The organism is Marinomonas gallaica (genome assembly GCF_049821165.1).
Lineage (GTDB): Bacteria > Pseudomonadota > Gammaproteobacteria > Pseudomonadales > Marinomonadaceae > Marinomonas > Marinomonas gallaica.
Genome location: NZ_CP187511.1, coordinates 1,772,588 through 1,796,104, shown reverse-complemented (window position 1 = coordinate 1,796,104; position 23,517 = coordinate 1,772,588). Strand labels below are relative to the sequence as shown.

Genomic DNA, 23,517 nt, shown 5'->3' with positions numbered 1-23,517 from the left:
TTATGTGTCCGATCCATCCTAGGTACAACGCTAACGCAACTGGCTGTCTTTACTGCCACTACGGTTATAAAGACTCTGAGCCTTGTCGCTGCTTTCTAATTCGGACTGACAAGCGATGCACAAACGCACACCAGGAATCGCATTGCGGCGCTTTTCAGGAATCTCTGCGTCACATTCTTCGCAGAACTCTAAACTATCACCCACCGTCAAACGACTACGCGCACGCTCGACCGCCGAGTTAACCGTTGCATCAATTTGTTCTTGCACCGCACCTTCGTGCGCCCATCCGCTTGCCATAGGTACTCCAATACAAACTCAATTATTTAATTTAGCCGATAAGTATAGAAAGCAAACTGGATAGAAACAACCGAGATTAAAACCGAAAAAACCGCATTTTGTTGTGTTCACGACTTCATTGCGCTGTGCCTGCGCCTAATAGGACTCCTGCCAAAATCTCATTATTAAATCAAAATATGAAAACCTTATTGCAAACAATTATCATTTAGATAAAAATTAAACAGCGCTCCGTAATTAAACAAACGCAATGGAAAGCGCTTTCTGTCGTTCGAATCTGGATAACTTAAGGATATAACTACCATGTCTCGATGCTTGAATGCTTTCAAAAAGCACCCCAATTCCCTCTCACTGGTTGCCCTTTCAGTCATTTCAATCAACAGCGTACTCATCTCTGCACCAGCCCAAGCCAACGAGCCAACTGCTTTGGGGACTTTGATGATCACCGGCGAAAAAATGGATAAGAGCATTAAAGATACCACCACGGCGATTACCGTTATCAATGGTGAAGATCTTGCCAGCGGCGAAAGCAAAAACCTACGAGAAGTGGCAACACAAGCGCCTAACGTTACGGCGTCTTCATTTGGCAACATCGCGATTCGTGGCATGAGCGGAAATGGCGCAGCATCAGGCGGTTATGCGTTGATTACGGGCGCGCGTTCACGTATCGCAACCGTCATCGATGGTGGTACACAAGATTGGGCAGGCTATAATTTTACGCCCAGCGGTGTTTGGGATGCTCAGCAAATAGAGGTATTGCGCGGTCCACAATCCACTACCCAAGGTACAAGCTCAATCGCAGGCGCACTGGTAATCAAAACCAATGATCCAACGTTTACAGACCAAGCTGCCGTGCGTGCAGGTCTTGAGAATTACGAAAATGGCAACCTAAAATACAATTTAGCCGCTATGTCTTCAGGGGCACTGATCGATGAAGAACTGGCTTACCGCATTGCACTGGACGGTACGAAAGGCGAAGGTTGGATGAAGTACGCTCAAGAAACAGACGAACTCAATAATGGGCCTGACGTTAACGATTCTGAAAATTATAACCTACGCGGCAAGTTGTTATGGCAGCCAGCGAGCCATCGCAACCTCTCCAGCAAACTGACAGTTGAACATCATAAATACGATGGAGAATACTTAAGCTGGGCGAACGATGAAGCCGACCATTTCAGTGGTCCAACCATGACACTTGGCAACCGCCGCAATACGCGCCTCCAAGATTCGACCACCGATTCTATTGCCGCCGATATTGACTACAATCTAGAAAATGGCGTGCGCAATTCATTGCGTCTAGCGTACAGTAAAAGCGATGTCACTTTTGAAGAGTACCCTGGCAACACGATGCTAGACGTTGGTAAAGATACGACAACGCTCGAAAACCTCATCATCTTTGATCAACCCGATGCCGCACTCACTGGTGTCATCGGTTTCTACGCCTCAAAAAAAGACGCTGATACCGACATCACTTATCGTGGCCAAGAGTGGTTCACAATGAATGACACGGCCACCACCACCTTGGCGCTTTACAGCGAAGGTTCCTACGCTTTGACACAGCGCACGCACTTAATCGGCGGTGCGCGACTTGAGCAAGAAGACGCCGATCGCTTAATCATTAACGACGGTCTTATCGACGTCGACCACAATGACAGCGAGACCAATTTTCTACCAAAGATCGGCTTAACCCACGCCATTTCAAACAGCACAACACTAGGAGCCAACATTCGTAAAGGTTACAGTCCAGGTGGATCAGCGTATCAATGGGACTCGACACGTGAGTTTTATACTTATGAAAGTGAAGAAGTGATTGCCTACGAAGTCAGTAGTAAAAGCCTGTTTCAAAATGGTGCGAGGTTAAATGCATCGATGTTTTACAACGACTATTCAGACTATCAAGCCATGTATAACGATCGCATCAATAATATTGATGCGGCTCATACCTATGGCTTAGAAATTGAAGCGCTTACTTGGGCCACAGACAATCTAGAATTGCGCGGCTCACTGGGCATATTACGTAGCGAAATCGATCATTACGAAACATCCGAAGGTAACGATTTGCCTAGTGCACCTGAAACCAATATCAGTACCGGTTTTACTCAATACCTAGGCGATCATTGGTCATTCGGTGGCGACGTTACTTATGTAAGCGAATATTACTCCGATCTAGACAATAACAGCGACTACAAAGCGGGCGATTACGTCCGAACCGATGCTCGTCTGCAGTATATAAACGGTAATCTGACGGTTGATGGGTATGTCAAAAACTTGACCGACGAGGACATCATTTATCAAATTAATGGTGGGCGCGTAACGCGCGCCTCGGTCGGTCAATCCCGCACTGTCGGCCTAAGTGCAACGTACCGCATGTAGTCTTTAGCAACGACCGTAGCATCTCAAAACAGCCGCTAATGCGGCTGTTTTTCATCCCTCGTCATCACATATACCGGTAGCACGATAAAAAATGCCTTAATCGCGAAAAATACCGAGCACCTTCTGAGTTAAAAAAAGACTCTTGATAAACGCTTTTTACAGAGTCTTCCACACGAATATAATGAGTCAGCGCAATAGCAGAAAAAACTATTGCTGCATTTTTACAATGCCGTTAAGTATACTTCCAGAAATGACGTTGAGCTTTGAATAGCACTCTTAATAAGGGCTAATGTTTTTAAGCCTATGATTTATATGTTTTTTTACGAAGTCATCTATTAAAAAATCCAAACTATTGTTTACAAAAAGGGAGGCGTAAATTTGTCTGCGACAATCAAAGATGTTGCGTTACTGGCTGGTGTCTCGACCACCACTGTGTCACATGTTTTGAATGAAACGCGTTTTGTTGCTAAAACAACGCAAGAACGCGTTTTCCAAGCGGCCCGAGAGCTCAATTACGCGCCCAGCGCTGTGGCTCGCAGCTTGAAAGTAAAAAATACCAAAAGCCTTGGTATGTTAGTCACGACTACTTTGAACCCCTTTTTCGCGGAATTAGTCAACGCTGTCGAAAAGCACTGTTATCAAGAAGGTTACAATCTTGTACTTTGTAACACCGATGGAGAACTAGAAAAAACCAATTCCTACTTACGAATGCTTACGCAAAAACGCGTCGATGGCATTTTGGTCATGTGTTCAGCCTATGATGACTCGTTATTTAGTTCCTTGATCGGTCAGCGCAGCTTACCTATGGTGGTCATGGATTGGGGACCTTCAGATGATTACGTAGATCGGATACAAGACAACTCGGTGAAAGGCGCTCACCTGGCGATTCAGTATCTTGTTGAACAAGGGCATAAGCACATTGCTTACATTGGCGGCCCACTGGAAAAGCTACCTGCTAAACAGCGTTTAGAAGGTTTTATGGAGGCCATGAATGACGCTAACCTAAACATTCAGGATGACTGGATGATCGAATCAGACTTTGAGTTTGAAGGTGGGAAATTAGGTATGCGTCAATTGTTATCCTGCCAAAGTTTGCCTAGCGCTGTATTTGTTGGCAATGATGCCATGGCGATGGGTGCCATGAGTGAAGCGCAATTATCAGGCGTTAAAATTCCGCAACAACTGTCTGTGATCGGTTATGACAACTGTATGTATTCTGCCTACTTCAGTCCACCTTTGACGACAATAAATCAACCCAAAGAACGATTAGCGCAATTGGCCGTCAGCACCATGATTGAACGCATTGAAAATCCGCGTCAGGAAGGCAAAATGATCATGCTGGAACCAAACTTAGTCATTAGATCTTCTGTTGCCACAGTTTCTGCCGAAGAAAAGTTCTTATAATTCAGTCGCTTGATCACATTGTTGTTAAATCACAACATTTTCATAAAAAACCCACCTTAACCATATGATAAATATGGATTTTTTCCATTTGGTCAAGAATGCATTGACAACATCTAAGTGCTTAATATAAAAATAGCAAACGATTACGCAATCGTTTGCTATTCGATATATTTTAATAAAAATAAGCATACCGGAGACTCACAATGGAAAATAAAAGCTTTTTGAAATCTTGCCTTGCGGCAACCTTACTGACCTTAGCTAGCGCTAGCGTCATGGCTGGCAACGGTTTGATCGCTATCATTACCCCCTCTCATGACAACCCATTTTTCAAAGCTGGTGCTGAAGGTGCGGATGCCAAAGCAAAAGAATTGGGCTATGACACTTTAGTTGCCTCACATGACGGCGACGTAAACAAACAAAACCAATTGATTGAAACGGCGATAGCTCGCCAAGCCAAAGCGGTTATTTTGGATAATGCTGATGCAGATGCCAGTATTGGCTCAATAGAGCGTTTGAAAAAAGCGGGCATCCCAGCCTTTCTATACGATCGTGAAATTAATAAAACCGGTATCGCTGTCACTCAAATCGTATCGAACAACTACCAAGGCGCTCAGCTCGCAGGTGAAAAGTTCGCCGAATTGATGGGTGATGGCGGCGAATACGTTGAGCTCTTGGGGCCTGAGTCAGACACCAATGCACAAGTACGTAGTGAAGGTTTCCATGACATTCTCGACAACTTCCCAGAATTCAAAATGGTAGCCCGTCAATCCGCTAACTGGAGCCAAACAGAAGCGTTTAGCCGTATGGAATCCATTCTACAAGCGAACCCAAATATTAAAGGCGTTATTACTGGTAACGACTCTATGGCTCTAGGTGCAGAAGCTGCATTACAAGCGGCAGGTCGCAATGACGTTTTTATCGTGGGTTTTGACGGTTTAGATTACGTCAGAGACTCTATTCTGAAAGGCTCTAACATCAAAGCAACCGTGATGCAGCCAGCTTACGCACAAGCCCAACGTGTTGCCGAGCAAGCAGACCTATACATCCGCACAGGCTCAACAGGATTACCTGAAAAACAGCTAATGGATTGTGTCTTAATTGACAGCTCTAACGCCAAAAATCTAAGTAACTTCGCTCTAAAATAATAACAACCAGACTCGGAGCTCTTGTTTTGAGGGCTCCGATTCCTTGGGTATCATTATGTCTTATAAAAAACTCTTTCCATTTATCGGGCTCATTGCGTGCCTTAGTTTGCTGACAGCCTGTACCGTTACCGACTTAGACGCTGATGGCAATCCTATTATTCCTAAAGATCCTAATTCCGTCGTTAGCTTTGCAGACTTCACCTTATCTGAAGTGGCCGATCAGCTTTGGGAGCCAAAAGTATTACCTGAAGCGACACAAGAATTTACGTCATGGGAAAGCATTAAATCCCAGTTGGATACGAAGCAAATTAACACCAAGCAAAGCTTTTTTGTCCGCTTAGATGGCACCATCGAAAATGTTAAATCAGGCAAAATGAGAGGTGCGATAACGATAAAAGTAGGCGATACCAATATCGACCTTCAAGTAGGTCGCATTATCAAAGGTAATGCTATTCGCGACGCGTCTAAATACGTTTTATTTGATGATTTTAAAAACCAGATTCGTTTTGCTCAAATTTCACGAGAGTTTAATAATCGCGCCATGGCATCGGTTGGCGAACCAGACTCCGGTTGGGTTGGCAAAAAAGCCACGGTTATTGCTGCGATTACCATAGACCAAAACACCATCAGTGATGCTGTACCAATGCAGATCACTATTGGAGGCAAATGATGAGTCAAACTAACGCAGACGTCGTCATTCGCGCCGAAAAAATCTCCATGATTTACCCAGGCACTATCGCGTTAAACGAAGTAGATTATCGAGTTTATCGCGGTAAAGTGAACGTCATCATCGGCGAAAATGGTGCAGGTAAATCCACCTTGATGAAAATTCTTGCCGGGGTCCAGCAGCCAAGCAAAGGCACTATTTATTTAAACGATGAAGCCGTGTCTTTTCAGCATACTCGTGATGCCGCCGCCAAAGGCATTGGCATGGTTCACCAAGAGCTGAATCTGTTTGGCAACTTAACCGTGGCTGAAAATATTTTTTTGGGTCGAGAAAAACAGCATGGCTTGATGCCGCTCGATACCGCGGAACAACACAGAGTCACGGCTGAACTAATGGCACGTCTTGACCAGAATATTGCTCCTACAGAATTACTGTCTAACTTAAAAGTTGGTCAGCAACAATTGATCGAAATAGCCAAAGCCTTGGCCGATGAAGCGGATGTGCTGATTCTGGATGAACCCACTTCGGCATTAAGTAAAACCGAGGTCGAACTGCTTTTCAAAGTCATTCGAGACCTTACGACTCAGGGCGTTTCGATTATCTATATCTCCCATCGTTTAGAAGAACTCATGGCAATCGGCGATCACATAACGATTTTACGTGACGGTCATTTCCAATCTGAAGCGAACGTAAAAGACATTGATGTGCCGTGGATTGTTAGAGAAATGCTGGGCAGTGATCCCGTCTCAAATTTCTTGAAACCGGGTCGTGAATTTGGCGAGCCAGTACTGGACGTCAAAAACATAAAACTGATCAATAAAATGGGACTCACCTTGGTTGATGACGTTTCGATGAATGTGAAGTCTGGCGAAATCGTTGGCGTGTATGGACTCATGGGCGCAGGTCGAACAGAGTTAATGGAATGCCTACTCGGCCTGCAAGAGTATATCGGCGATGTAGAAATAGCAGGACATAAAGTAACCGCCAAAATGAACACCAGCGAACGCATTCGTTATGGCATTTGCCTAGTTCCTGAAGATCGCAAAAAAAACGGTATTTTTCCAATTTCATCCGTGAGCAACAACATGACAATTTCGAGTCTATGGCGTCGGCTCAAACATCGTTTTGCCATTGATAAAAAGGCAGAGACCGAGGCGGTAACATCCGCCATAAAAGATTTGTCGATCAAAGTGTCTTCACCCGATATTGAGATACGTGCTTTAAGCGGTGGCAATCAGCAAAAAGTAGTTATTGGTCGAACCTTGTTAACCAGTCCCAAAATTTTGTTATTGGATGAGCCGACTCGCGGTATTGATATTGGTGCCAAAGGCGACGTATTTAACATGATGGTAAAGCTTTCAGAGCTGGGTATTGGCGTATTGTTTTCAACCTCCGACCTTAAAGAGATCATGGCTGTCTCTGATCGTATTTTGGTGATGTCTGGAGGCAAGTTAACCGCCAATATTCTTCGCTCTAAAGCAACAGAATCTGCACTTGTATCAGCAAGCGCGCAAGGACTTTAATATGAAGAATTCTCAAAATACTGCCTCTCAGCAAGCGTCTGTTTTTTCTGGTGAAAGCTTGTTATTGCTTGCATTAAAAATGCGTACATTTATTGCGCTGTTTTTAATTCTGGCATTCTTTACCTTTATGGTGCCAGGCTTTTTGGCTGCGAGCAGCCTAGTCATCATGGTAAAACACATTGCCATCAACGCCTTCTTAGCGCTTGGTATTACCTTCGTCATTATCACCGCTGGTATCGACCTTTCTATCGGCGCGATTCTGGGTTTTTGTGGCATGGTGGCAGGCTGGCTCATCACCAAAGGGATTGTGTTGCCAATGTTTGGCATTGCTATCTTTCCAAGTGTTTGGCTGGTTGTACCTATCGTCTTAGTTATCGGTGGTTTGATTGGCGCGGTAAATGGCATCTTGATAACACGTTATAACGTCGCCCCATTTATTTGTACCTTGGGCACCATGTATGTCGTGCGTGGTGCGGCCATGCTGCTGTCTGGCGGTGAAACGTTTACCGGCTTATCTGGTAATGAACAGCTTGGTAATACTGGTTTTGAATTGATTGGTTCTGCAAAATTATTAGGCCTGCCCTACGCGATCTGGATGATGTTTATCCTTGCAGCGATCATTGCCTATGTTGCAAAAAGAACACAATTTGGTCGCCATGTCTTCGCGATTGGCGACAACGAACATTCCGCCGAATTGTCCGGTGTGAAAGTACGTAGCGTTAAAGTTTGGGTGTATACCATTTCTGGTTTTTGTGCCGCCATTGCCGGCATCGTAGTGTCTTCACAGTTGGTTGCAAGTCACCCCGCAACAGGCATCGCGTTCGAGATGAATGCCATTGCCGCTGTGGTATTGGGTGGCACCTCTTTGGCCGGTGGTCGCGGCACTATCATGGGCACACTGATTGGCGCTTTCGTCATTGGTATATTGGCCGATGGTTTGGTGATGATGGGGGTCAGTGAGTTTTGGCAAATGGTCATTAAAGGTGTGGTGATTATCCTTGCCGTCATCATCGACCAAAAACAAAGTCGCTTGCAGCACAAAGCCGCCATCATACAAGAAAAATAGAGTCTGACTGTTAGTTGTTCGCTTTCAACCTGTGAGTGATTAGGAAAAAAATATGCTAAAAAATATAGATCCATTACTGAATGGTGAATTACTAAACGTACTGCGCACAATGGGCCACGGTGACGATATTGTGTTGGTTGATCGTAACTTCCCAGCGGCTTCCATTGCCGCTGGGAAACCAATTATTCGATTAGATGGCGTCAATGTCACACAAGCGGCCACAGCCATTTTATCCGTTCTGCCATTGGATACGTTTGTTGATCAACCCGTGACTCGTATGCAAGTGGTCGGTGAAAGCGAATCGGTGATGCCTGACGTACAGCAAGAGTTCGCCGCCATATTAAAAGCCGCCGACAGTAATAATGCTGAAATGGGATCACTAGAACGCTTTGCTTTTTATGAGTCCGCAAAAAAAGCATTCGCAGTTGTCGTCACTGGTGAAGCAAGAGGCTACGGCTGCTTCTTATTGAAAAAAGGGGTTATTTTTTCTTAAAATAACTTGGAAGCCTTCAACAGTAAAAGCACAGATCAGCGATTGTTGGCCTGTGCTTTTTTTCTTTTGCTCCTTTGGATAATACCAAGTGCTGAGCTAACACCGATCTGTTTTAGCCATGCTGTTAATAACCCTCTAGTGCTTAAGGCAGTTAGTGGAAACAAACAATAGTCCGTCTTAAATAAGCGCCCGATTAGGGCGCTTATTGTTTTTCTTATCGACGAATAGCAGCACGGCGCAGGGTTACCACGGCCACTTGTATGTGGATGAAGTGTTTTGGATCCACGGCTATGAGAAGTTGCAGAAGTTGGCCAGCGGTATGGCCGCACATAAAAAGTGGCGTCGTACGTATTTCTCTACGCCGTCTAGTTTGCAGCACCCAGCGTACGAACATTGGAGCGGGGAGAAATTCAACAAAGGCCGATCTAAGGCACAGAAAGTCGAGATTGATCTATCTGATAAGACACTGAAAAAAGGCTCTTTGGGTGGTGACAAGATATGGCGTCACTTGGTCACGGTGGAAGATGCCGAGAAAGCCGGTTGTACGCTGTTTGATATTGCCGAGCTGAAAGCCGAGTACAGCAAGGATGATTACGCCAACTTGTTTGGCTGTAAATTCATTGACGATAACGATTCGGTGTTCCCGTTCACCACGCTGCAGAAATGTATGGTGGATGCGTACAGCGCATGGACCGATGTTGATTTTGATAGTACATCACCTGTTGGTAACCGCCCTGTTGCCATTGGTTACGATCCTAGCCGCGTGCGAGATAACGCGGCGTTGGTGGTATTGCTAATGCCATTGCATGCGGGTGAAAAGTGGCGAGTGATCGAAACCGAGCAATTCAAAGGCATGACGTCTACATATCAAGCCGAGCGTATTAAAGAAGCGTATTCACGTTACAACGTGGCGTGGTGTGGCATTGATACCACGGGCATAGGTTGGGACACCTTCCAATGCTGTCTTGACCTGAATTTAAAACATGTCATCCCTATCACCTATTCAGCCATTGAGAAAACCGACCTAGTTACACGGGCGAAACGCCTGATCGACGGCGGACGCTTTGAATATGACATGGGTAATAAAGAGACGACCCAGTCATTAATGCTGATCAAACAACTTACCACGCCAAACGGCACGCTGACTTACGGCGCGGCACGCATTGGCAACGCTGGCCACGCCGATATTGCGTGGGCTGTTTTCCACGCGATGAAAGCCGAACTCCAATACACCAATTCTAAACAACCCGCTCGCGGCGCTCGTAAGGGGCGCATGGCGATGGGCTAAAGGATCAATCATGACAGATAAACCACGCCACCGCTTACCCGCGACCATCGATGGCTCTTACAGTGTTGAGTCTACCCAGTCGCTACCCGCTGAAACGTCCAAAGTGAAGGCGAAAGCGTTTAGTTTTGGCGACCCTGAACCCGTGCTAAGTGGCGGTATTACTGACTATTTGGGGATTTTTGCAGACTCTAATGCACTGTATTACATTCCTCCGGTGAGTCTATCCGGTCTATCCAAATTGCTGTCCGCTAATGGTACCCACGCCAGCGCTCTAGGGTTTAAATGCAATCAACTGTTGGCCAACTGGAAAGAGAACCCGATGATTTCGCGCAAAGAAATCCGCGCGGCGTTTCAAGATTATTTGGTGTTTGAAAATGGCTATCTATTGGCGATCCGCAATGGTTTGGGCGGTGTTAATCGCTACGTTCGGTTGCCGGCTATTAATATGCGCGTAGGGACCGACAATAATTATTGGCTCTTGAATAACGATGGCTCAATGCAGGAATTCGCGGCGCGCGACATCATCCACCTGCAGGGTAATGATGTACGCCAAAGCATCTATGGTGTGCCGGATTATTTCGCGGGTGTGCAATCCATATTACTGGGGGAAGCTGCCACGCTGTTTCGCCGTCGCTATTACCAAAACGGAGCGCACGCAGGGTATATATTCGTCACGTTTGATTTAGACGATAATATGGCCGAGGACATCGAAAAATCTATCACCAACACTAAGGGACCTGGCAACTATCGATCACTATACCTCAATATGTCATCTACCGTCGGCGGTAAAACAGGTATCACGAAAGACCGCGTACAATTGATCCCCGTTGGGGATTACGGCAACAACGACGAGTACGACAAGATCAAAGAAGTGACCCAACAGGACATTCTCAACTTACATCGAGTGCCGGCGGCACTGGCCTCGATCATGCCGATGAATGTGGCGGGACATGGCGACCTAAAAAATATTCGTGAGGTGTATTACGACTCTGAGATTTTACCGATGCAAGCGATATGGGAAGAGTTAAACGATGTATTGCCGCAACGTGGGCGCATTGAGTTTAAAGAGCCTCGTTGGTTAATAGACAGTAAAAAGGCGGTGTAAGCATGCTCAGTTTTGATAAAGCAATTTATTCAGCTATTGGTATCAATGAACCATTCAAAGCCAGTTCTAATTTCCAACTCGTATTATCTAGCAGTACCGCGCTCAATTTGAGCGAAACACTGTCTAAATATTTAATTGAACCCGATGACCCTAATGTCTCTCGCCCCAATCAAGCCGTGGTGAAAAACTGCCAAGGGGCATTGACTGGATACAATGCCCAATGTGATTTATTGGTTGCCCACATTGATAGACGGTTAGAAACATTAGTTGATGATTTGCAAGTTGCAAAAGCGGTGCGTGAAATTGAACTGTATATGAATGGTAGCAGCAGCATCATCAGTGATATGAACATCACGCTGGGCGATACCGCAAACACTCTACTGGCCAGCGCGATGGATTGCATCAATGATCAAATCTTCCCAGGTATATCCGACTATGACAGTGGCGTGATTATTGAGAATGAATTTAATGATGTTCTGTATAACGCTAGAGCCACATTTGTGGCTATTACGGCTGATTTGCAGGCGATGATAGAGAGTGAGCTGGCGTTATTGGATTCGTTGTATAAAACCCATCGAAAAATGGGCCAAGCGTACGCGATTGAGTCATTGATTAACGACCCAAGCACATCAAACATCTTGCGTACGTTTGCCAGCGGGGATATGTGGGCGGCATTGAATTAAGGGTTAATCTGCTCCACTAATAGATAAATTTTCTAATACTGAATTAGTGGCATTTTTATCCTTGTTTTTTTCTAATCAGCACAATAACTTATTAAGTTGCATGGTTACGCCTTGCAACAACATAACTTAAACAGGTATTAGATAAATACCACCAGTAAATCTTGATAGGTTGTTTTATGTATATGCAGATTATCGATGATCATAAAAAATTTGATCGTTTGGATATCATCAATGCCGTTTATACGGCAATCCACCCTATGAAAAACACCTATGATGAAGATATGGCATTAGGGCTTTTTATAGATTGTATGGCTGCCATAGACTCAGGAATAGGCATTTTTTTTGCCTTTTTTAATGAAGAAAAAAACTGCGTAGCAAACGCTTTTGTATTTAGAGCTGAAGAGTCACCTTTAGGCGCTCCTCACTTACACATATTCAGCGTTCCTATAAAGTATCAAAGAAGCGGCTATGGAAAATTATGCCTTAACTATCTTTTGCCTAATTTAGATAAGACTGGAAATGTCTCATCAGAATGCAGCCAAGACACTTTGAATTTTTTTATTAATTCAGGTTTCTCTATAAAACAGAATGCCGATCACAACAACTTCATTAAAATTCATTATGGAAATCAGCCTGAGAAAAGCTGTTTTTTGCGACCAAAACTGCTTCCCGAAGGGTATCTTAAATACGAAAAAGAATTCAACGATCACCTAATTTTTCTAAAGAATAAACATGAACATGAACATGAAAAAAATACTGATCACAAACAGCACTGATACACTCTTTCTTTACGTACATTGCCAATGTTCTGGATTCGACTACTAAAAAGGATGCACCAAATCAATAGATTGTGTGATTATCGGCGCACAGGCGTCACCTTACTGGATTTCGACCAGTTATGGCCGCAAGATTCAAAAGGCCATAGAGCTAAGGGATAGCGGTCACCTGCTGGTGATTATGACTGAGAAGTATTGGACGGGGTTACTATGAGTGATTTGATCGGTGGGTTGATTGGTGTTGCAGTTGGCTGGGGGCTTTCTCAAGCAGGCGAGCTTTATAAGGCGCATTGTCAAAAAAAACGCTTGAAAACCCTCTTAAATCAAGAATTAAAAGATATAGACGTTTCTCTTGACGAGATAGTACTAACGCTCAAAAAAAATGTTGATGAGTATCGGAAGTTTTATCGTGTCGATTATTGTGTACCTTTAAACACTCCTTTTCTAGATGCGCACTATATTGAAATCGCCGACCAATTAACTAACAACCAACGCTACAACCTCCGCAACCTCCAAGACCAGTTTGCCGCGTTAAACAATGGTCTATTATGGCTGGAGCAGAATACAGTCAGCTCACCAGAAAATCACGGCCTATTGATGATCCAAATATATGCCAGAATTAAAAACACATACAGAGCAGCGCTATTTGCACAGGCTATCCTAAAAGAGTCCAATAAAAGTGGTGGTCAGGAAGCTATCACCGAGGACCACCCATCGAGCATCAAAGTAAAGGAAATAATATCTAAAATTAAAATTTAAAGGAGTAACTTAATCATGGAACGATTAGAATTATTGTATAAAGCACTCACCTGTCTAGGTTTTGACGACTTAGCCAGTTTACCCAAGGACAAGGCTGGCGAGGTCATATTGCAGGTGGAAGATCTACAAAATCAGCTCAAAGACCTGCTGAAACAGAAAGCGCCCGACTAGGGCGTTTGTCTTTACATATTAAGCATATACCTAAGCTTAAAAACATTAAGCTCATTGTTAATATAGTCCAAAACCTCACTAGTAGACCTATTAAAAATGCCATCTCTCAAATCAATCTCAGCACTGAATACTCCCTCTTCATCATTTAATTGAACTGTTTTAGTACTACGAAGCTCAAAGTCTTCTGCATATTTTTTAAGAGCTTTGTCAAACGTCACTGGAATAACAGGGGCATATTCATTATTTCGCTTCATATGATGGCAAAAATTCCAATATCTTTTTAAAAAAAAGATATCATTCAAAAAGTTATAAGTTGAAGTGATGCCTGCTTCTTTAATTTTCATCAGCTTTCGCGCGCTTTCGTTACCAAAAATCGCAGCCGACATACACCAAAGAACAGGGCTACCTGAATAAATACCTTTTTCCTTTGCTAAAGCAACCAACTTCTGGAATTGTTCCCATTGCTTACTTTCCTTTATTTTTTGATGGGACACAATTCTCGCAGCAGCTTGTACGAACTCTTCTCCACCTGAATTTTTGATGTCTTCTAAGTACTCTCCTTCAAACCCTTCTATAAATGATTCGCTCATATTGATGTTATGAAGTACATCAATTTTTGCATACTTAAAAAAACCTCCTGTAAGGCCATTAGCATTATCAATAAGGGTTGCTTGTATCGCGTCAGCATCTTCTACACTTCTAGATCGCCCTTCTCGAGCAGCCACTAATGTGCAAATCACAGCACCTCTATGATCCATTTGCTTAATAACTTTCCGGTGCTCTTTACTAACTTTACTTTTCTGACCTGAAGCCATCTTTTTTATGTCAGAAAGTACATTTCGATCAATAACATATATTTTTTTATTCACTACTTTAATCCCACATATTCTTGAACCTTTATTTAGTGCAAAGTAATTGAAATTCAACCCCTTACAACGCCAATTCGCGCTTTTTGTGTGTGAGAAAGCATTCCCCACGGCCTTTGAATTTTTTGTCGCAGGTGTTGGGCCATATCTCGCCGCAGAATTGGCACGGTTCGATGTTGGCTTTGGTTTCCTGCATGGTTTGGTATGCGCGTCTGATCAGTGTGGCGACGCATTCGTTTACGTCGTAGCCGCCGTGGAAGTGACGCACTTCTTCCAGTTGCTTACGCTCGTTGCTGGACAGCTGCACCGATACCGTTTTGATATCCATAGCGGCGTACTTTTCCGCTTCGCTTTGACGCTGGCGGCGTTTGCGTAGTGTCGCTTGGCTTATGGCTTGCTCTTGGCTCATGCGTTGCCCCTGTCGTCTAGTAGGGTTAATCCGGTCATTTGCTTAAGCTGGGATATGTTGTCTTCCATCCACATGGGTGGGGTTTGCATGGCGGCGATTTGTTGTTGGTGGTAACGGACGGTTTGTACGAGGTGTACAACGTTGATCACTGGCACGACAACGGGCTCGTTGATAAAGCCCATGGAGCGGATCATGTTATTTAGCAGGCGGTATTTTTCCGCGTCGGCGATGTCGTTGGATACTTGTTGTGTTGGGTGGACTTTGCGTTCTAGTTCGTTGAACGCTTCGATGTAGGCTTCTTTGAATTGGGCGGCACGTTTTCCAGTGAATCCCATGGCTAGGAATGTGAAGCCGTCGCGGGTCACATGGTAAGCCTTAGTTGGGATTGGCTCACCACCGCTTGGATTCTCTCGCATGTAGACCGTCTCCGCAAAATTGCGGAGACGGAATTTCTCTGAGCAATCAAGCGCAGCGATTTTACGGAGTACATCGTCGTGACGCTTACCAAATGTTTCAGCAATATCTTTTGAAGTGGTGACAGTTGTACCGTCCACTAGACGGATTTGTGGTGTGTGATTAGGCATAAATGCCTCCTGTGTATTTGGTGTTTTAACCGCCACACAAGAGACGCCAATCTCATTAGGGTGGCGGGTCGAACGGATTGGCGTTACCGTACACAGGGACGGCGGGTGCAAGCACCCTCCGAACGACCCACCATAACAGGTGTATTCGGGACGTAAAAAAACACGCATACAAGTAATAGAGGCGTGTCCTAGTCCTCTGTGTTTAAACGGAACGCCAATTCCGACACTAGATTTTGCTAGTGCAGGCGAAGTATGGCCCCGTGTATGCGTTGTTGTCAAATTCATTTCTTTTTTACCTTTTGTGACATGTCACGTTTCAAATCTTTAGTCATTTACTTTATAGTCCCTACCGCTTTGACATTAAGGAGGATAAGGACATGTTCAAACGCTCTCTAACTAGGACACTTGTTTTAATTACATCGCTAATTGTTTTGACTGCATGCGGCGACAATTCTGCTAACCCCCCAAAAGAAGTACCTTTCGCTGAACGCCCAATTGCTAGTGAATCAGAACGCGATCAGCTAATTCTTGACTTAAGTAATTTCTATCTCGCAAGCTTGACGGATTTAGTTTCAAACTATAACGATAATAAAAAACGCGATCCTTCGATCTATATTGACTGGCGCAATAAGGAATGGCTTCCAAGCTACACAGAGCAAAAAGAACAGCTCTTTGCTAAAGTAAATCATTATCAAATTGGTGCTGTTGATAAAGATTTTGCTCCTCTTCGTTCAGCTCTTGAAAGTCTCAGCTTAATTTCAGAGCTTTTTGAACGCTCTCTTAGCAAAAATGACCCATTTCTACGTACAGAGATTATGCTGCAACTTCAAAAGGGAGCTAGCAGTATTATCCAAACCGCACGAAGCCGAAACCTAGAAGGACGCCTAATCTTCCCTGAAGAACTAAGCCGAAGAATACCAAAGTAGAATTTGTGACATGTCACGCTTCACACTCTGGTACCACCGATCATTTCTAGCAATCGTTGCTCGATTTGCTCGTCGGATAGCTGTGGTATCAGTGCTTGTGTTGCTGCGTCGTATTCCCATTTGCCGTCGTTCGATACCATGATTTTCTCGCTGGCACCGGTTGCAGGGTTGCGCGATATAGCCAACCCTAGCGGGTGCAAAATCTCGGTATTGATGCGGCCCAATAGCCCCAGCTCTGCAAGCTGATTCCAGTCGATGGTTTTTATTTCCATTTCCGTGATTACCTCTTTGTTGCCCTTGCATGCAAAGCCTTTCACCTACACCCCCAACTTCATTTGTTCTTGTTCCACCAGTGCTTTGGCCATTTCCATGACGGTGGGCTGTGGCGGGTTTACGTAGTGTTTGAAATAAGCGCCGATTACCGAGCGAGCACCACAGCGGCCAAGGCATAGCACGTATAGGTCTTTTACGAATACGTCTTTCAGCCCATCAGATAAATCATTGCTGTTGGTTATCACCGCTTTGCCTTTGCAATGCGGGCATTCAATGCGAAATGCCATCCGTTACCCCCGCTAAATCTGGATTAATGGCGTGGGCGGCGAATGCCCTTAGCCGGTCTTCTGGTACGCCGCTGTATTGCGGCTTGGGTACCTCGGTTTTCCCTGAACCTCGACGGGGTTTCAGGACCTCCGTACAGTTATTGACACGAGTCCAAGAAGAGCCGGCTTCGCCGCTCTTTAAAAGATCAGACCCTTTGCGCTGCACGGTCCATTCATACAGTCGGGTTTCCACCACATCGATTAGCGTTTCTACGCCTTTAATCGACTTGGTGATTTCACCGTATTGGTTTTCTTCGTTTTCAACGTAATGCGTTTTTAGGGTTTGATTGCGGCCCGCGAATGGACCACCCATCAGGTTCATGAATTGTTTCCAGTCGGCGCGGTTGGCGGCGTGGTAAATATCGATGCAGCTAGCCGGTGCGTTGTCGATTTTCAGGCGGCGCAGTTCACGCCAAACGGTAACAGAGGCACCACCTAGAAACTGAAACTGACGGATCCGATGACGGCGTGCCCATGCTGTGATGCGCTCGGCGGCTTCTTTGCCGCTTTTGTTGGTTTCGATATCGCCGTCGATGAACTCACCATCGATGTTTTTGGCGATGTATTTAGCGATGTAACCCACCGCAGAGCCTTTGCTTTTGTCGATGTCTTCGATGGTAACGCGGTGTTCTTAGCTATTAGGGTCAGATGAAAATTACATCGATGAAAATTGCATCTAACTTGCTTAGGTATTTAAGAAAAGCAGTTTAACTGCCTTTCAATGACTGACCAAAGAACTAACGAGAAAGTAGCTCGTGATACGCGACCGTTTATAAAAGACCATAAAGCCACTTATAATCAGTAATATAAGTGGCTTTTATATTCATTTTGCTCATGCAATACTGGATTTTCACTTCCATAATGGCTTGTGGGTTTCTTGATCAACATCGGCTGCTGTGAGCCCAATGTCTTTCAGTTGCGACTCGTTTAACATGTGCAATCTACTCCGTGTGCGCCAGTTGTGGGCCACTTTTTTAAAAAGCTGCTTCCATGCGTTTATTTTAATTTTACCTAATGTATATCTTTCATTTGATGCTACGCCGATCGTGCAAGGATTAACGCACTTCAATTGTACCTCTGGATTCGTCTTCATCACGTTTCTCCTGTGTTCTCATTATCGCTGGGCTTGGTTTGTGATTAAATAATCAACAATAAGCTGCCATAGGACAAACGATAAAAAGCAGACTATGATTTAGAAAAACTTATTCATAGGAGAGATAGATGTCTTTGAGTCGCGCCTTACCGCCTCTTAAATCCTTGCTCGCATTCCGCCACTCTGCGCAGACATTAAGCTTTAAAAAAGCCGCTGAGCATCTATTTGTGACGCAAGCCGCCGTAAGTCAACAAATCAAAAGCTTAGAACAAACTTTAGGGGTTGAGCTGTTTGAGCGACACACTCGCCAAGTCAGTTTAACGGCGGAAGGTCAGTATTTATCGGACTATGTGGAGAAAGCTTTCCTACTTTTAGAAGAAGGCATTAAAGGCATCACAGAAGATCCTAACCCGAATACGCCGGTGATCAGTCAGGGCGCGAGCATACTTTGAAGAACTAGCTTCAAGCCTGCCAAAACCTGTATTGTAGCGCTTGTAGTTCATCAAACAGGCTTCATTCCGTGACTCTTATCGAACATCTATCTGTTATTAAAGAAACTCGCTCTGATATTAACCAAAAACATGATTTAGTGGATGTCATGTTTCTCGTTATCACCGCCATTATGGCTGGCGCCGAAGGTTGGCAAGATATCGAAACGTATGGGAATGGGAAGTCTGAATGGCTGAAACAGTATAGAGCATTTAAACATGGTATCCCAAGACGCCACACTATTGCTCGCATTCTAAAGGGCCTGGTGCCAGAAACCTTACTGGAAGCATTAATCAATTGGGTTAATGAGAACCGGAAATCACAAGGAAAACCCTTGATCGCATTGGATGGAAAAGTGCTACGAGGAGCTTATAGAGGGAACCCGCAATCAGCTCTTCAACTTGTCACAGCTTACGATACTGAAAATGGCTTAGTTTTAAGTCAGAAAGCTACGGCCACGAAAACAAGCGAAATCACGACAGTACGAGATATGTTGAGTGTGTTAAATATTCAAGGGGCTGTGGTGACGGTTGATGCACTGCATTGCCAGAGAGAAACGCTAGAGCAAATTAGGGAGCAAAAAGGTCATGTTGTGGTTCAGGTTAAAGGCAATCAAGGGCAGCTAAAAAAAGCGATTGAACAGCAATTTGAGGCGTACTTTAAAAAGCCGAAAGCCACGCCTGTTATAGAGTTGAAAGAAAAAGGACATGGGCGAACAGAAGAGCGAAATGTCTTTCAACTGAAAGCGAAATTCCCGCCGGAGTTGTCTGAGAAGTGGCCCACTGTACGCAGTATCATCGCTGTAGAGAGGCTTAGAACGGTCAAAGGAAAAACAACGATAGACACGTCGTTTTATGTGAGCTCTTTATCGCCTAAACATAAGTCATTGCATCATTACATACGCCAACACTGGCGTATTGAAAACAGTCAGCACTATGTTCTGGATGTCGTGTTTAATGAAGATAAGTCAAGAATCGTGATGGATGATGCGGTAGAGCATATGGCTCTATTCAAACGTTTTGTGATGAACATACTTAGGCAATGTAATGATGATTCACCGAGCCAACGGCAGAAGCTAAAAAGAGCTACTTGGAGCGATGATTATCGTGCTCAATTATTGTTTGGTTAAAAAAGAACAAAGTATGCTCGAGCCCTGGGTGATCAGTTCTCTACCCTCTTTCTCGAGTCGTTGGCTGGTATCGCGCTTAGGCGGCTTTCAAGCTCAAGCGCCCGATATAAAGCTCCGCCTTAATCTTGATTCCGATCTATCAACGTTTTCTGATAGCGATTTAGACTTATGCATTCGCTTAGGACGTGGGCAATACGAAGGGCTTATGTCAAAACCCTTATTCGAGGAGCATTTGGTGCTCGTCTGTCATCCGTCTTTGATCAATATGGATGAGCCCATAAAAGCGCAAATTGGAAATATTCCCGTTATTACGGACACGGGGCCCGACGTAAAGCATGTATGGCCAGTTCTGCAGCATTTTTTAGAGATGTATGATTTGCCAATGAGATCCCATTTGCATACAACGGATTCCACCACGCTCATAGAGGCTCTGCTTTCTCGCCAAGGCCTTGCAATGGCCCGTTATGGGTTGGTGTATGACCAAATCGAAAAAGGGCAACTGATCTGTCCCATTCCTATTTATATGAAGTCTCAATATGACTTCTACCTTGTCGCCCCAGCACCGCATTTTAAATATCAAAAAGTGCAGAACTTTCAACATTGGCTAGAAACAGAAGTCAAAGCGATAAAGCAATCTTGGAAGCTGTATTTACGGAATCATCCAGAAATGAAAGAAGTGAAGGTTTCGAATTAGATAAAAGGCGCGTGAGTCCATGTGCTAAAAACAAGTCTGAAAAATCAGAAAGCACTGGCTATAAGGAAACAGGCTGAAAGCTTTGATGAGAGTGAACTAAAGAATAGTTAGATAAGAATTTCAGGCATAAAAAAAGGCACCAAATGGTGCCCGGGACCGGAATCGAACCGGTACGATATTTCTATCGCAAGATTTTAAGTCTTGTGCGTCTACCAATTTCGCCACCCGGGCTTGGTACTGATGGAGGCCGGAGTCGGAATCGAACCGGCGTACACGGAGTTGCAGTCCGCTGCATGACCACTCTGCCATCCGGCCTCATATATCAGTAACTCTTAAGAGATTGGAGCGGGAAACGAGGCTCGAACTCGCGACCCCAACCTTGGCAAGGTTGTGCTCTACCACTGAGCTATTCCCGCGTCTCAAAAGATGGAGCGTATTCTATATGAACTGATTCATACGTCAAGAGAAAATACTAAATAAATTGCTAACTTAGTCACTTTTTTTAGAATCGCTCAATCTTCAACCAATCGTGATTATTCCTTATACAACAACGACTAAGAATCGTTCGATTTACTCGCACTCAACTCAGGCCAAGCCGCTTTTAGGTAGATATACATAGACCAAAGCGTTAGCAGAGCTGCAATTATCAGCACAAATAAACCAAAATCTGCCCACCCTGTTCCCGGCGCATTTGATAATAAAATAAAGATCGCGATCATCTGCATAGTGGTTTTGAACTTACCGACAAATGACACAGCAACGCTTGCACGCTTGCCCATCTCAGCCATCCATTCACGCAATGCAGAAATAACAATCTCACGCCCAACAATCACCGCACTGGCCAGCGTCATTAAAGGGTTATCGTATGCAGCCACAAGAATAACCAATGCCACTGACACCATCACTTTATCAGCAACCGGATCAAAGAACGCACCAAAAGGTGTAGATTGATTCAGTGCGCGTGCGAGGAAGCCGTCTAACCAGTCGGTGATGGCAGCAATACCAAATATCGCGGCACTGGCATAATAACGCCCTTCCCAAGGTAGGTAGTAGATAACAATAAGAACCGGAATCAAGAAGATACGTAATGACGTAAGAAAATTTGGAATATTCATAAAAGCCTTTAAAAAGAATGCCCAACGCTGAAAGATAGGCTTAGCTTAACTTTTATGAAGGTAGAGGTATATCTCTTGCGCTTTATTTCCACCGATACCTTTGACTTTCGCGATATCTTCTTGTGATGCCGCTAACAGCTCTTGATAACCGCCAAATGCAGTAAGCAAGTCCTTACGTCGTTTCGGCCCAACGCCTGGAATATCTTCTAGTACAGAATGTCTGCGCTTTTTATCTCGACGACGACGATGGTTCTTTATCGCAAACCGATGCGCTTCGTCGCGAATATGCTGAATCAGATGCAAAGCCGCCGAATCAGGAGGCAAAACCACTTCGTCTTCTTTTGAACCAATATACAAGGTTTCTAAACCCGGTTTACGCGTATCCCCTTTCGCCACCCCAAGCAAAAATATATCAACGAGACCAAGCTCAGCTAGAACCGCTTCTGCTTGTGACAGTTGGCCTTTACCACCATCAATTAGCAACACATCAGGCGCATCAATTTCGCCGTCTTTGACTCGCTTATAACGCCGAGTTAAAGCTTGATGCATCGCGGCATAATCATCGCCTGCTTCAACCCCTTCTATATTGAACGAACGGTAGCGTTTTTTATCCGGTCCATCAGGGCCAAAGACCACACAAGATGCGACTGTCGCTTCACCGCTGGAGTGAGAAATATCGAAACACTCCATATGCAAAGGCGGCTCTTTAAAACCGAGCACTTTCTGCAATGCTGTAATACGACTAAAATGGTTACGCTTGTCTGTTAAGCGCGCTTGAAGGCCCTGCTCTGCATTAAGTTTCGCTAAGTCAAGCCAGCGAGCACGCTGGCCTCGCACACTGTGCGTGACTTCTATTTTTTTGCCCGTGGTTTCAAGCAAGGCATTGGCGATGGTCTCTTCATCCTCAATGGGATGACTAAGAATCAAAGATTTTGGCAGCTCTTGAGCGCCACCAATATAAAGCTGCGCGATAAATGAAGACAACAGTTCGGACTCATTCAGCTCAATGGGCATTTTAGGGTAGTGGCTTTTGCTGCCAATTACCTTACCCTGCCTGACCATCATTACATGCACACAAAAACCGCCAGGCTGAATTAGCGCTGCAATAATATCTGCATCGCCGGTTTGGCCATAAACGTGCTGCTCTTCTTGCACATGCTTAAGTTGAATAATTTGATCACGCAATGCCGCCGCACGCTCAAACTCCATGTCCGCCGCGGCGTCAGTCATTTTATCAGTTAACTCAGAGGTTAACTCTTGGTTTTTACCCTGCAAGAACATATGAGCATGATGAACATCTTCTGCGTATTCGGCATCACTGATAATCCCGACACAAGGCGCTGAGCAACGTTTGATTTGATACTGAAGGCAGGGGCGAGTTCGATTACTGTAAACCGAGTCTTCGCATTGACGTACACGAAATACTTTCTGCATGGCAATCATGCTTTCGCGAACGGCGGTACCGCTCGGAAAAGGGCCGTACAATCGACCTTCTTTAGACTTACCACCACGACGGAATAGAATGGCCGGGTGATCGTGGTTTGAGATTAAAATGTACGGGTACGACTTATCATCACGCAACAAGATATTGTATGGCGGACGATGTTGCTTAATTAAGGTTTGCTCAAGGAGTAAGGCTTCAGTTTCACTTTTTGTAACCGCAATTTCTATGGTGTCGATACGACTGACCAACGCCATGGTTTTGGTCGTTAAGCCTGTTGCTCGAAAATAACTAGCCACACGATTTTTGAGGTTTTTCGCTTTACCGACGTACAGCAATTCGCCTTCGCCATACATGCGGTATACACCTGGACGCGTTGTTAGATTTTGTACGAAATATTTTGGATCAAAGTCTTGCGACACTCA

At 44.6% G+C, this 23,517-nt stretch carries 27 protein-coding genes and 3 tRNA genes; 17 read left to right on the top strand and 13 right to left on the bottom strand.

Annotated features, from left to right (window positions below; all coding sequences use genetic code 11):
- Nucleotides 1-30: 30 nt before the first annotated feature.
- Nucleotides 31-297: a DksA/TraR family C4-type zinc finger protein gene (locus ACPUEK_RS08440; protein ID WP_067034518.1), complete on the bottom strand. Its 267-nt coding sequence runs from the start codon at nucleotides 295-297 to the stop codon at nucleotides 31-33.
- Nucleotides 298-597: 300 nt separating this feature from the next.
- On the opposite strand from ACPUEK_RS08440, the gene ACPUEK_RS08435 reads away from it, so the two are divergent.
- The 13 genes from ACPUEK_RS08435 (at nucleotide 598) to ACPUEK_RS08375 (ending at nucleotide 13,747) form a co-directional block, all read left to right on the top strand.
- Nucleotides 598-2,667, top strand: a complete 2,070-nt coding sequence (locus tag ACPUEK_RS08435) for a TonB-dependent receptor (RefSeq protein ID WP_425642911.1) — start codon at nucleotides 598-600, stop codon at nucleotides 2,665-2,667.
- 378 nt (nucleotides 2,668-3,045) lie between these two features.
- Entirely contained in the window at nucleotides 3,046-4,071 is a 1,026-nt protein-coding gene (locus ACPUEK_RS08430) for a substrate-binding domain-containing protein (RefSeq protein ID WP_425642910.1), read from the top strand.
- A 203-nt stretch (nucleotides 4,072-4,274) separates the two neighbouring features.
- Entirely contained in the window at nucleotides 4,275-5,216 is a 942-nt protein-coding gene (locus ACPUEK_RS08425; RefSeq protein WP_425642909.1) for a D-ribose ABC transporter substrate-binding protein, read from the top strand.
- 55 nt (nucleotides 5,217-5,271) lie between these two features.
- A complete protein-coding gene (locus ACPUEK_RS08420) occupies nucleotides 5,272-5,886 on the top strand; it encodes a DUF2291 family protein (RefSeq protein WP_425642908.1) in 615 nt (204 codons plus the stop codon).
- The gene (locus tag ACPUEK_RS08415; RefSeq protein ID WP_425642907.1) at nucleotides 5,883-7,406 is read left to right on the top strand and encodes a sugar ABC transporter ATP-binding protein; all 1,524 of its coding nucleotides are present in this window, start codon (nucleotides 5,883-5,885) and stop codon (nucleotides 7,404-7,406) included. The genes ACPUEK_RS08420 and ACPUEK_RS08415 overlap by 4 nt, the downstream gene beginning before the upstream one ends.
- Nucleotide 7,407: 1 nt before the next feature.
- Nucleotides 7,408-8,472 carry an ABC transporter permease gene (locus ACPUEK_RS08410; RefSeq protein WP_425642906.1) on the top strand — a complete coding sequence of 355 codons (1,065 nt, stop codon included), beginning with the start codon at nucleotides 7,408-7,410 and terminating at the stop codon, nucleotides 8,470-8,472.
- 52 nt (nucleotides 8,473-8,524) lie between these two features.
- Nucleotides 8,525-8,965 carry an RbsD/FucU family protein gene (locus ACPUEK_RS08405; RefSeq protein ID WP_425642905.1) on the top strand — a complete coding sequence of 147 codons (441 nt, stop codon included), beginning with the start codon at nucleotides 8,525-8,527 and terminating at the stop codon, nucleotides 8,963-8,965.
- A 205-nt stretch (nucleotides 8,966-9,170) separates the two neighbouring features.
- Nucleotides 9,171-10,253: a terminase large subunit domain-containing protein gene (locus ACPUEK_RS08400; protein WP_425642904.1), complete on the top strand. Its 1,083-nt coding sequence runs from the start codon at nucleotides 9,171-9,173 to the stop codon at nucleotides 10,251-10,253.
- A 10-nt stretch (nucleotides 10,254-10,263) separates the two neighbouring features.
- Entirely contained in the window at nucleotides 10,264-11,358 is a 1,095-nt protein-coding gene (locus ACPUEK_RS08395; RefSeq protein WP_425642903.1) for a phage portal protein, read from the top strand.
- 2 nt (nucleotides 11,359-11,360) lie between these two features.
- Complete coding sequence (locus ACPUEK_RS08390) at nucleotides 11,361-12,041, top strand: DUF7217 family protein (RefSeq protein ID WP_425642902.1); 681 nt, start codon at nucleotides 11,361-11,363, stop codon at nucleotides 12,039-12,041.
- 182 nt (nucleotides 12,042-12,223) lie between these two features.
- Nucleotides 12,224-12,817, top strand: coding sequence for a hypothetical protein (locus ACPUEK_RS08385; RefSeq protein ID WP_425642901.1), 594 nt, complete (start codon nucleotides 12,224-12,226; stop codon nucleotides 12,815-12,817).
- A gap of 210 nt (nucleotides 12,818-13,027) precedes the next feature.
- Complete coding sequence (locus ACPUEK_RS08380; protein ID WP_425642900.1) at nucleotides 13,028-13,576, top strand: hypothetical protein; 549 nt, start codon at nucleotides 13,028-13,030, stop codon at nucleotides 13,574-13,576.
- Between the two features lie 15 nt (nucleotides 13,577-13,591).
- A complete protein-coding gene (locus tag ACPUEK_RS08375; RefSeq protein ID WP_425642899.1) occupies nucleotides 13,592-13,747 on the top strand; it encodes a hypothetical protein in 156 nt (51 codons plus the stop codon).
- Between the two features lie 11 nt (nucleotides 13,748-13,758).
- On the opposite strand, the gene ACPUEK_RS08370 is transcribed toward ACPUEK_RS08375, so the two are convergent.
- From ACPUEK_RS08370 to ACPUEK_RS08360, 3 genes are all read right to left on the bottom strand, one after another.
- On the bottom strand, nucleotides 13,759-14,616 hold the full coding sequence (locus tag ACPUEK_RS08370) for a hypothetical protein (protein WP_425642898.1): 858 nt from the start codon (nucleotides 14,614-14,616) through the stop codon (nucleotides 13,759-13,761).
- Between the two features lie 61 nt (nucleotides 14,617-14,677).
- Nucleotides 14,678-15,022 (bottom strand): hypothetical protein, encoded by a 345-nt coding sequence (locus ACPUEK_RS08365; protein WP_425642897.1) that lies wholly within the window; start codon nucleotides 15,020-15,022, stop codon nucleotides 14,678-14,680.
- Entirely contained in the window at nucleotides 15,019-15,606 is a 588-nt protein-coding gene (locus ACPUEK_RS08360; RefSeq protein ID WP_425642896.1) for a Rha family transcriptional regulator, read from the bottom strand. The genes ACPUEK_RS08365 and ACPUEK_RS08360 overlap by 4 nt, the downstream gene beginning before the upstream one ends.
- A 377-nt stretch (nucleotides 15,607-15,983) precedes the next feature.
- Here ACPUEK_RS08360 and ACPUEK_RS08355 point away from each other — a divergent pair, with 377 nt between their 5' ends.
- Nucleotides 15,984-16,532, top strand: coding sequence for a hypothetical protein (locus ACPUEK_RS08355; RefSeq protein ID WP_425642895.1), 549 nt, complete (start codon nucleotides 15,984-15,986; stop codon nucleotides 16,530-16,532).
- 20 nt (nucleotides 16,533-16,552) lie between these two features.
- On the opposite strand, the gene ACPUEK_RS08350 is transcribed toward ACPUEK_RS08355, so the two are convergent.
- The 4 genes from ACPUEK_RS08350 to ACPUEK_RS08335 all read right to left on the bottom strand — a co-directional run bounded on the left by ACPUEK_RS08350 (nucleotide 16,553) and on the right by ACPUEK_RS08335 (nucleotide 18,224).
- Nucleotides 16,553-16,804 (bottom strand): DUF7415 domain-containing protein, encoded by a 252-nt coding sequence (locus tag ACPUEK_RS08350; RefSeq protein ID WP_425642894.1) that lies wholly within the window; start codon nucleotides 16,802-16,804, stop codon nucleotides 16,553-16,555.
- A 45-nt stretch (nucleotides 16,805-16,849) separates the two neighbouring features.
- Nucleotides 16,850-17,092, bottom strand: coding sequence for an ogr/Delta-like zinc finger family protein (locus ACPUEK_RS08345; protein ID WP_425642893.1), 243 nt, complete (start codon nucleotides 17,090-17,092; stop codon nucleotides 16,850-16,852).
- Nucleotides 17,076-17,747 (bottom strand): replication endonuclease, encoded by a 672-nt coding sequence (locus ACPUEK_RS08340; RefSeq protein ID WP_425643025.1) that lies wholly within the window; start codon nucleotides 17,745-17,747, stop codon nucleotides 17,076-17,078. The genes ACPUEK_RS08345 and ACPUEK_RS08340 overlap by 17 nt, the downstream gene beginning before the upstream one ends.
- 234 nt (nucleotides 17,748-17,981) lie before the next feature.
- On the bottom strand, nucleotides 17,982-18,224 hold the full coding sequence (locus ACPUEK_RS08335; RefSeq protein ID WP_425642892.1) for a DUF1127 domain-containing protein: 243 nt from the start codon (nucleotides 18,222-18,224) through the stop codon (nucleotides 17,982-17,984).
- Between the two features lie 128 nt (nucleotides 18,225-18,352).
- Here ACPUEK_RS08335 and ACPUEK_RS08330 point away from each other — a divergent pair, with 128 nt between their 5' ends.
- From ACPUEK_RS08330 to ACPUEK_RS08320, 3 genes are all read left to right on the top strand, one after another.
- A complete protein-coding gene (locus tag ACPUEK_RS08330) occupies nucleotides 18,353-18,676 on the top strand; it encodes a LysR family transcriptional regulator (protein WP_425642891.1) in 324 nt (107 codons plus the stop codon).
- A gap of 68 nt (nucleotides 18,677-18,744) precedes the next feature.
- Complete coding sequence (locus ACPUEK_RS08325; protein ID WP_425641831.1) at nucleotides 18,745-19,842, top strand: ISAs1 family transposase; 1,098 nt, start codon at nucleotides 18,745-18,747, stop codon at nucleotides 19,840-19,842.
- Nucleotides 19,843-19,855: 13 nt separating this feature from the next.
- Nucleotides 19,856-20,536: a LysR substrate-binding domain-containing protein gene (locus ACPUEK_RS08320; RefSeq protein ID WP_425642890.1), complete on the top strand. Its 681-nt coding sequence runs from the start codon at nucleotides 19,856-19,858 to the stop codon at nucleotides 20,534-20,536.
- A 144-nt stretch (nucleotides 20,537-20,680) separates the two neighbouring features.
- Here ACPUEK_RS08320 and ACPUEK_RS08315 read toward each other — a convergent pair.
- The 5 genes from ACPUEK_RS08315 to uvrC all read right to left on the bottom strand — a co-directional run bounded on the left by ACPUEK_RS08315 (nucleotide 20,681) and on the right by uvrC (nucleotide 23,514).
- Nucleotides 20,681-20,767: transfer RNA gene (locus ACPUEK_RS08315), tRNA-Leu, on the bottom strand.
- Nucleotides 20,768-20,777: 10 nt separating this feature from the next.
- Nucleotides 20,778-20,851 (bottom strand) — tRNA-Cys (locus ACPUEK_RS08310).
- 26 nt (nucleotides 20,852-20,877) lie between these two features.
- Nucleotides 20,878-20,952: transfer RNA gene (locus ACPUEK_RS08305), tRNA-Gly, on the bottom strand.
- A 138-nt stretch (nucleotides 20,953-21,090) separates the two neighbouring features.
- Complete coding sequence (gene pgsA, locus ACPUEK_RS08300) at nucleotides 21,091-21,651, bottom strand: CDP-diacylglycerol--glycerol-3-phosphate 3-phosphatidyltransferase (RefSeq protein WP_067034529.1); 561 nt, start codon at nucleotides 21,649-21,651, stop codon at nucleotides 21,091-21,093.
- Nucleotides 21,652-21,696: 45 nt separating this feature from the next.
- A complete protein-coding gene (gene uvrC / locus ACPUEK_RS08295) occupies nucleotides 21,697-23,514 on the bottom strand; it encodes an excinuclease ABC subunit UvrC (RefSeq protein ID WP_067214883.1) in 1,818 nt (605 codons plus the stop codon).
- Nucleotides 23,515-23,517: the final 3 nt, after the last annotated feature.

Excerpts from the sequence above, each read along its gene's own strand:
- ACPUEK_RS08440 (WP_067034518.1), bottom strand. The coding sequence starts at position 297 with ATGGCAAGCGGATGGGCGCACGAAGGTGCGGTGCAAGAACAAATTGAT.
- ACPUEK_RS08435 (WP_425642911.1), top strand. The coding sequence starts at position 598 with ATGTCTCGATGCTTGAATGCTTTCAAAAAGCACCCCAATTCCCTCTCA.
- ACPUEK_RS08425 (WP_425642909.1), top strand. The coding sequence starts at position 4,275 with ATGGAAAATAAAAGCTTTTTGAAATCTTGCCTTGCGGCAACCTTACTG.
- ACPUEK_RS08420 (WP_425642908.1), top strand. The coding sequence starts at position 5,272 with ATGTCTTATAAAAAACTCTTTCCATTTATCGGGCTCATTGCGTGCCTT.
- ACPUEK_RS08415 (WP_425642907.1), top strand. The coding sequence starts at position 5,883 with ATGATGAGTCAAACTAACGCAGACGTCGTCATTCGCGCCGAAAAAATC.
- ACPUEK_RS08410 (WP_425642906.1), top strand. The coding sequence starts at position 7,408 with ATGAAGAATTCTCAAAATACTGCCTCTCAGCAAGCGTCTGTTTTTTCT.
- ACPUEK_RS08405 (WP_425642905.1), top strand. The coding sequence starts at position 8,525 with ATGCTAAAAAATATAGATCCATTACTGAATGGTGAATTACTAAACGTA.
- ACPUEK_RS08395 (WP_425642903.1), top strand. The coding sequence starts at position 10,264 with ATGACAGATAAACCACGCCACCGCTTACCCGCGACCATCGATGGCTCT.
- ACPUEK_RS08390 (WP_425642902.1), top strand. The coding sequence starts at position 11,361 with ATGCTCAGTTTTGATAAAGCAATTTATTCAGCTATTGGTATCAATGAA.
- ACPUEK_RS08385 (WP_425642901.1), top strand. The coding sequence starts at position 12,224 with ATGCAGATTATCGATGATCATAAAAAATTTGATCGTTTGGATATCATC.
- ACPUEK_RS08380 (WP_425642900.1), top strand. The coding sequence starts at position 13,028 with ATGAGTGATTTGATCGGTGGGTTGATTGGTGTTGCAGTTGGCTGGGGG.
- ACPUEK_RS08375 (WP_425642899.1), top strand. The coding sequence starts at position 13,592 with ATGGAACGATTAGAATTATTGTATAAAGCACTCACCTGTCTAGGTTTT.
- ACPUEK_RS08365 (WP_425642897.1), bottom strand. The coding sequence starts at position 15,022 with ATGAGCCAAGAGCAAGCCATAAGCCAAGCGACACTACGCAAACGCCGC.
- ACPUEK_RS08360 (WP_425642896.1), bottom strand. The coding sequence starts at position 15,606 with ATGCCTAATCACACACCACAAATCCGTCTAGTGGACGGTACAACTGTC.
- ACPUEK_RS08355 (WP_425642895.1), top strand. The coding sequence starts at position 15,984 with ATGTTCAAACGCTCTCTAACTAGGACACTTGTTTTAATTACATCGCTA.
- ACPUEK_RS08350 (WP_425642894.1), bottom strand. The coding sequence starts at position 16,804 with ATGGAAATAAAAACCATCGACTGGAATCAGCTTGCAGAGCTGGGGCTA.
- ACPUEK_RS08345 (WP_425642893.1), bottom strand. The coding sequence starts at position 17,092 with ATGGCATTTCGCATTGAATGCCCGCATTGCAAAGGCAAAGCGGTGATA.
- ACPUEK_RS08335 (WP_425642892.1), bottom strand. The coding sequence starts at position 18,224 with ATGAAGACGAATCCAGAGGTACAATTGAAGTGCGTTAATCCTTGCACG.
- ACPUEK_RS08330 (WP_425642891.1), top strand. The coding sequence starts at position 18,353 with ATGTCTTTGAGTCGCGCCTTACCGCCTCTTAAATCCTTGCTCGCATTC.
- ACPUEK_RS08320 (WP_425642890.1), top strand. The coding sequence starts at position 19,856 with ATGCTCGAGCCCTGGGTGATCAGTTCTCTACCCTCTTTCTCGAGTCGT.
- pgsA (WP_067034529.1), bottom strand. The coding sequence starts at position 21,651 with ATGAATATTCCAAATTTTCTTACGTCATTACGTATCTTCTTGATTCCG.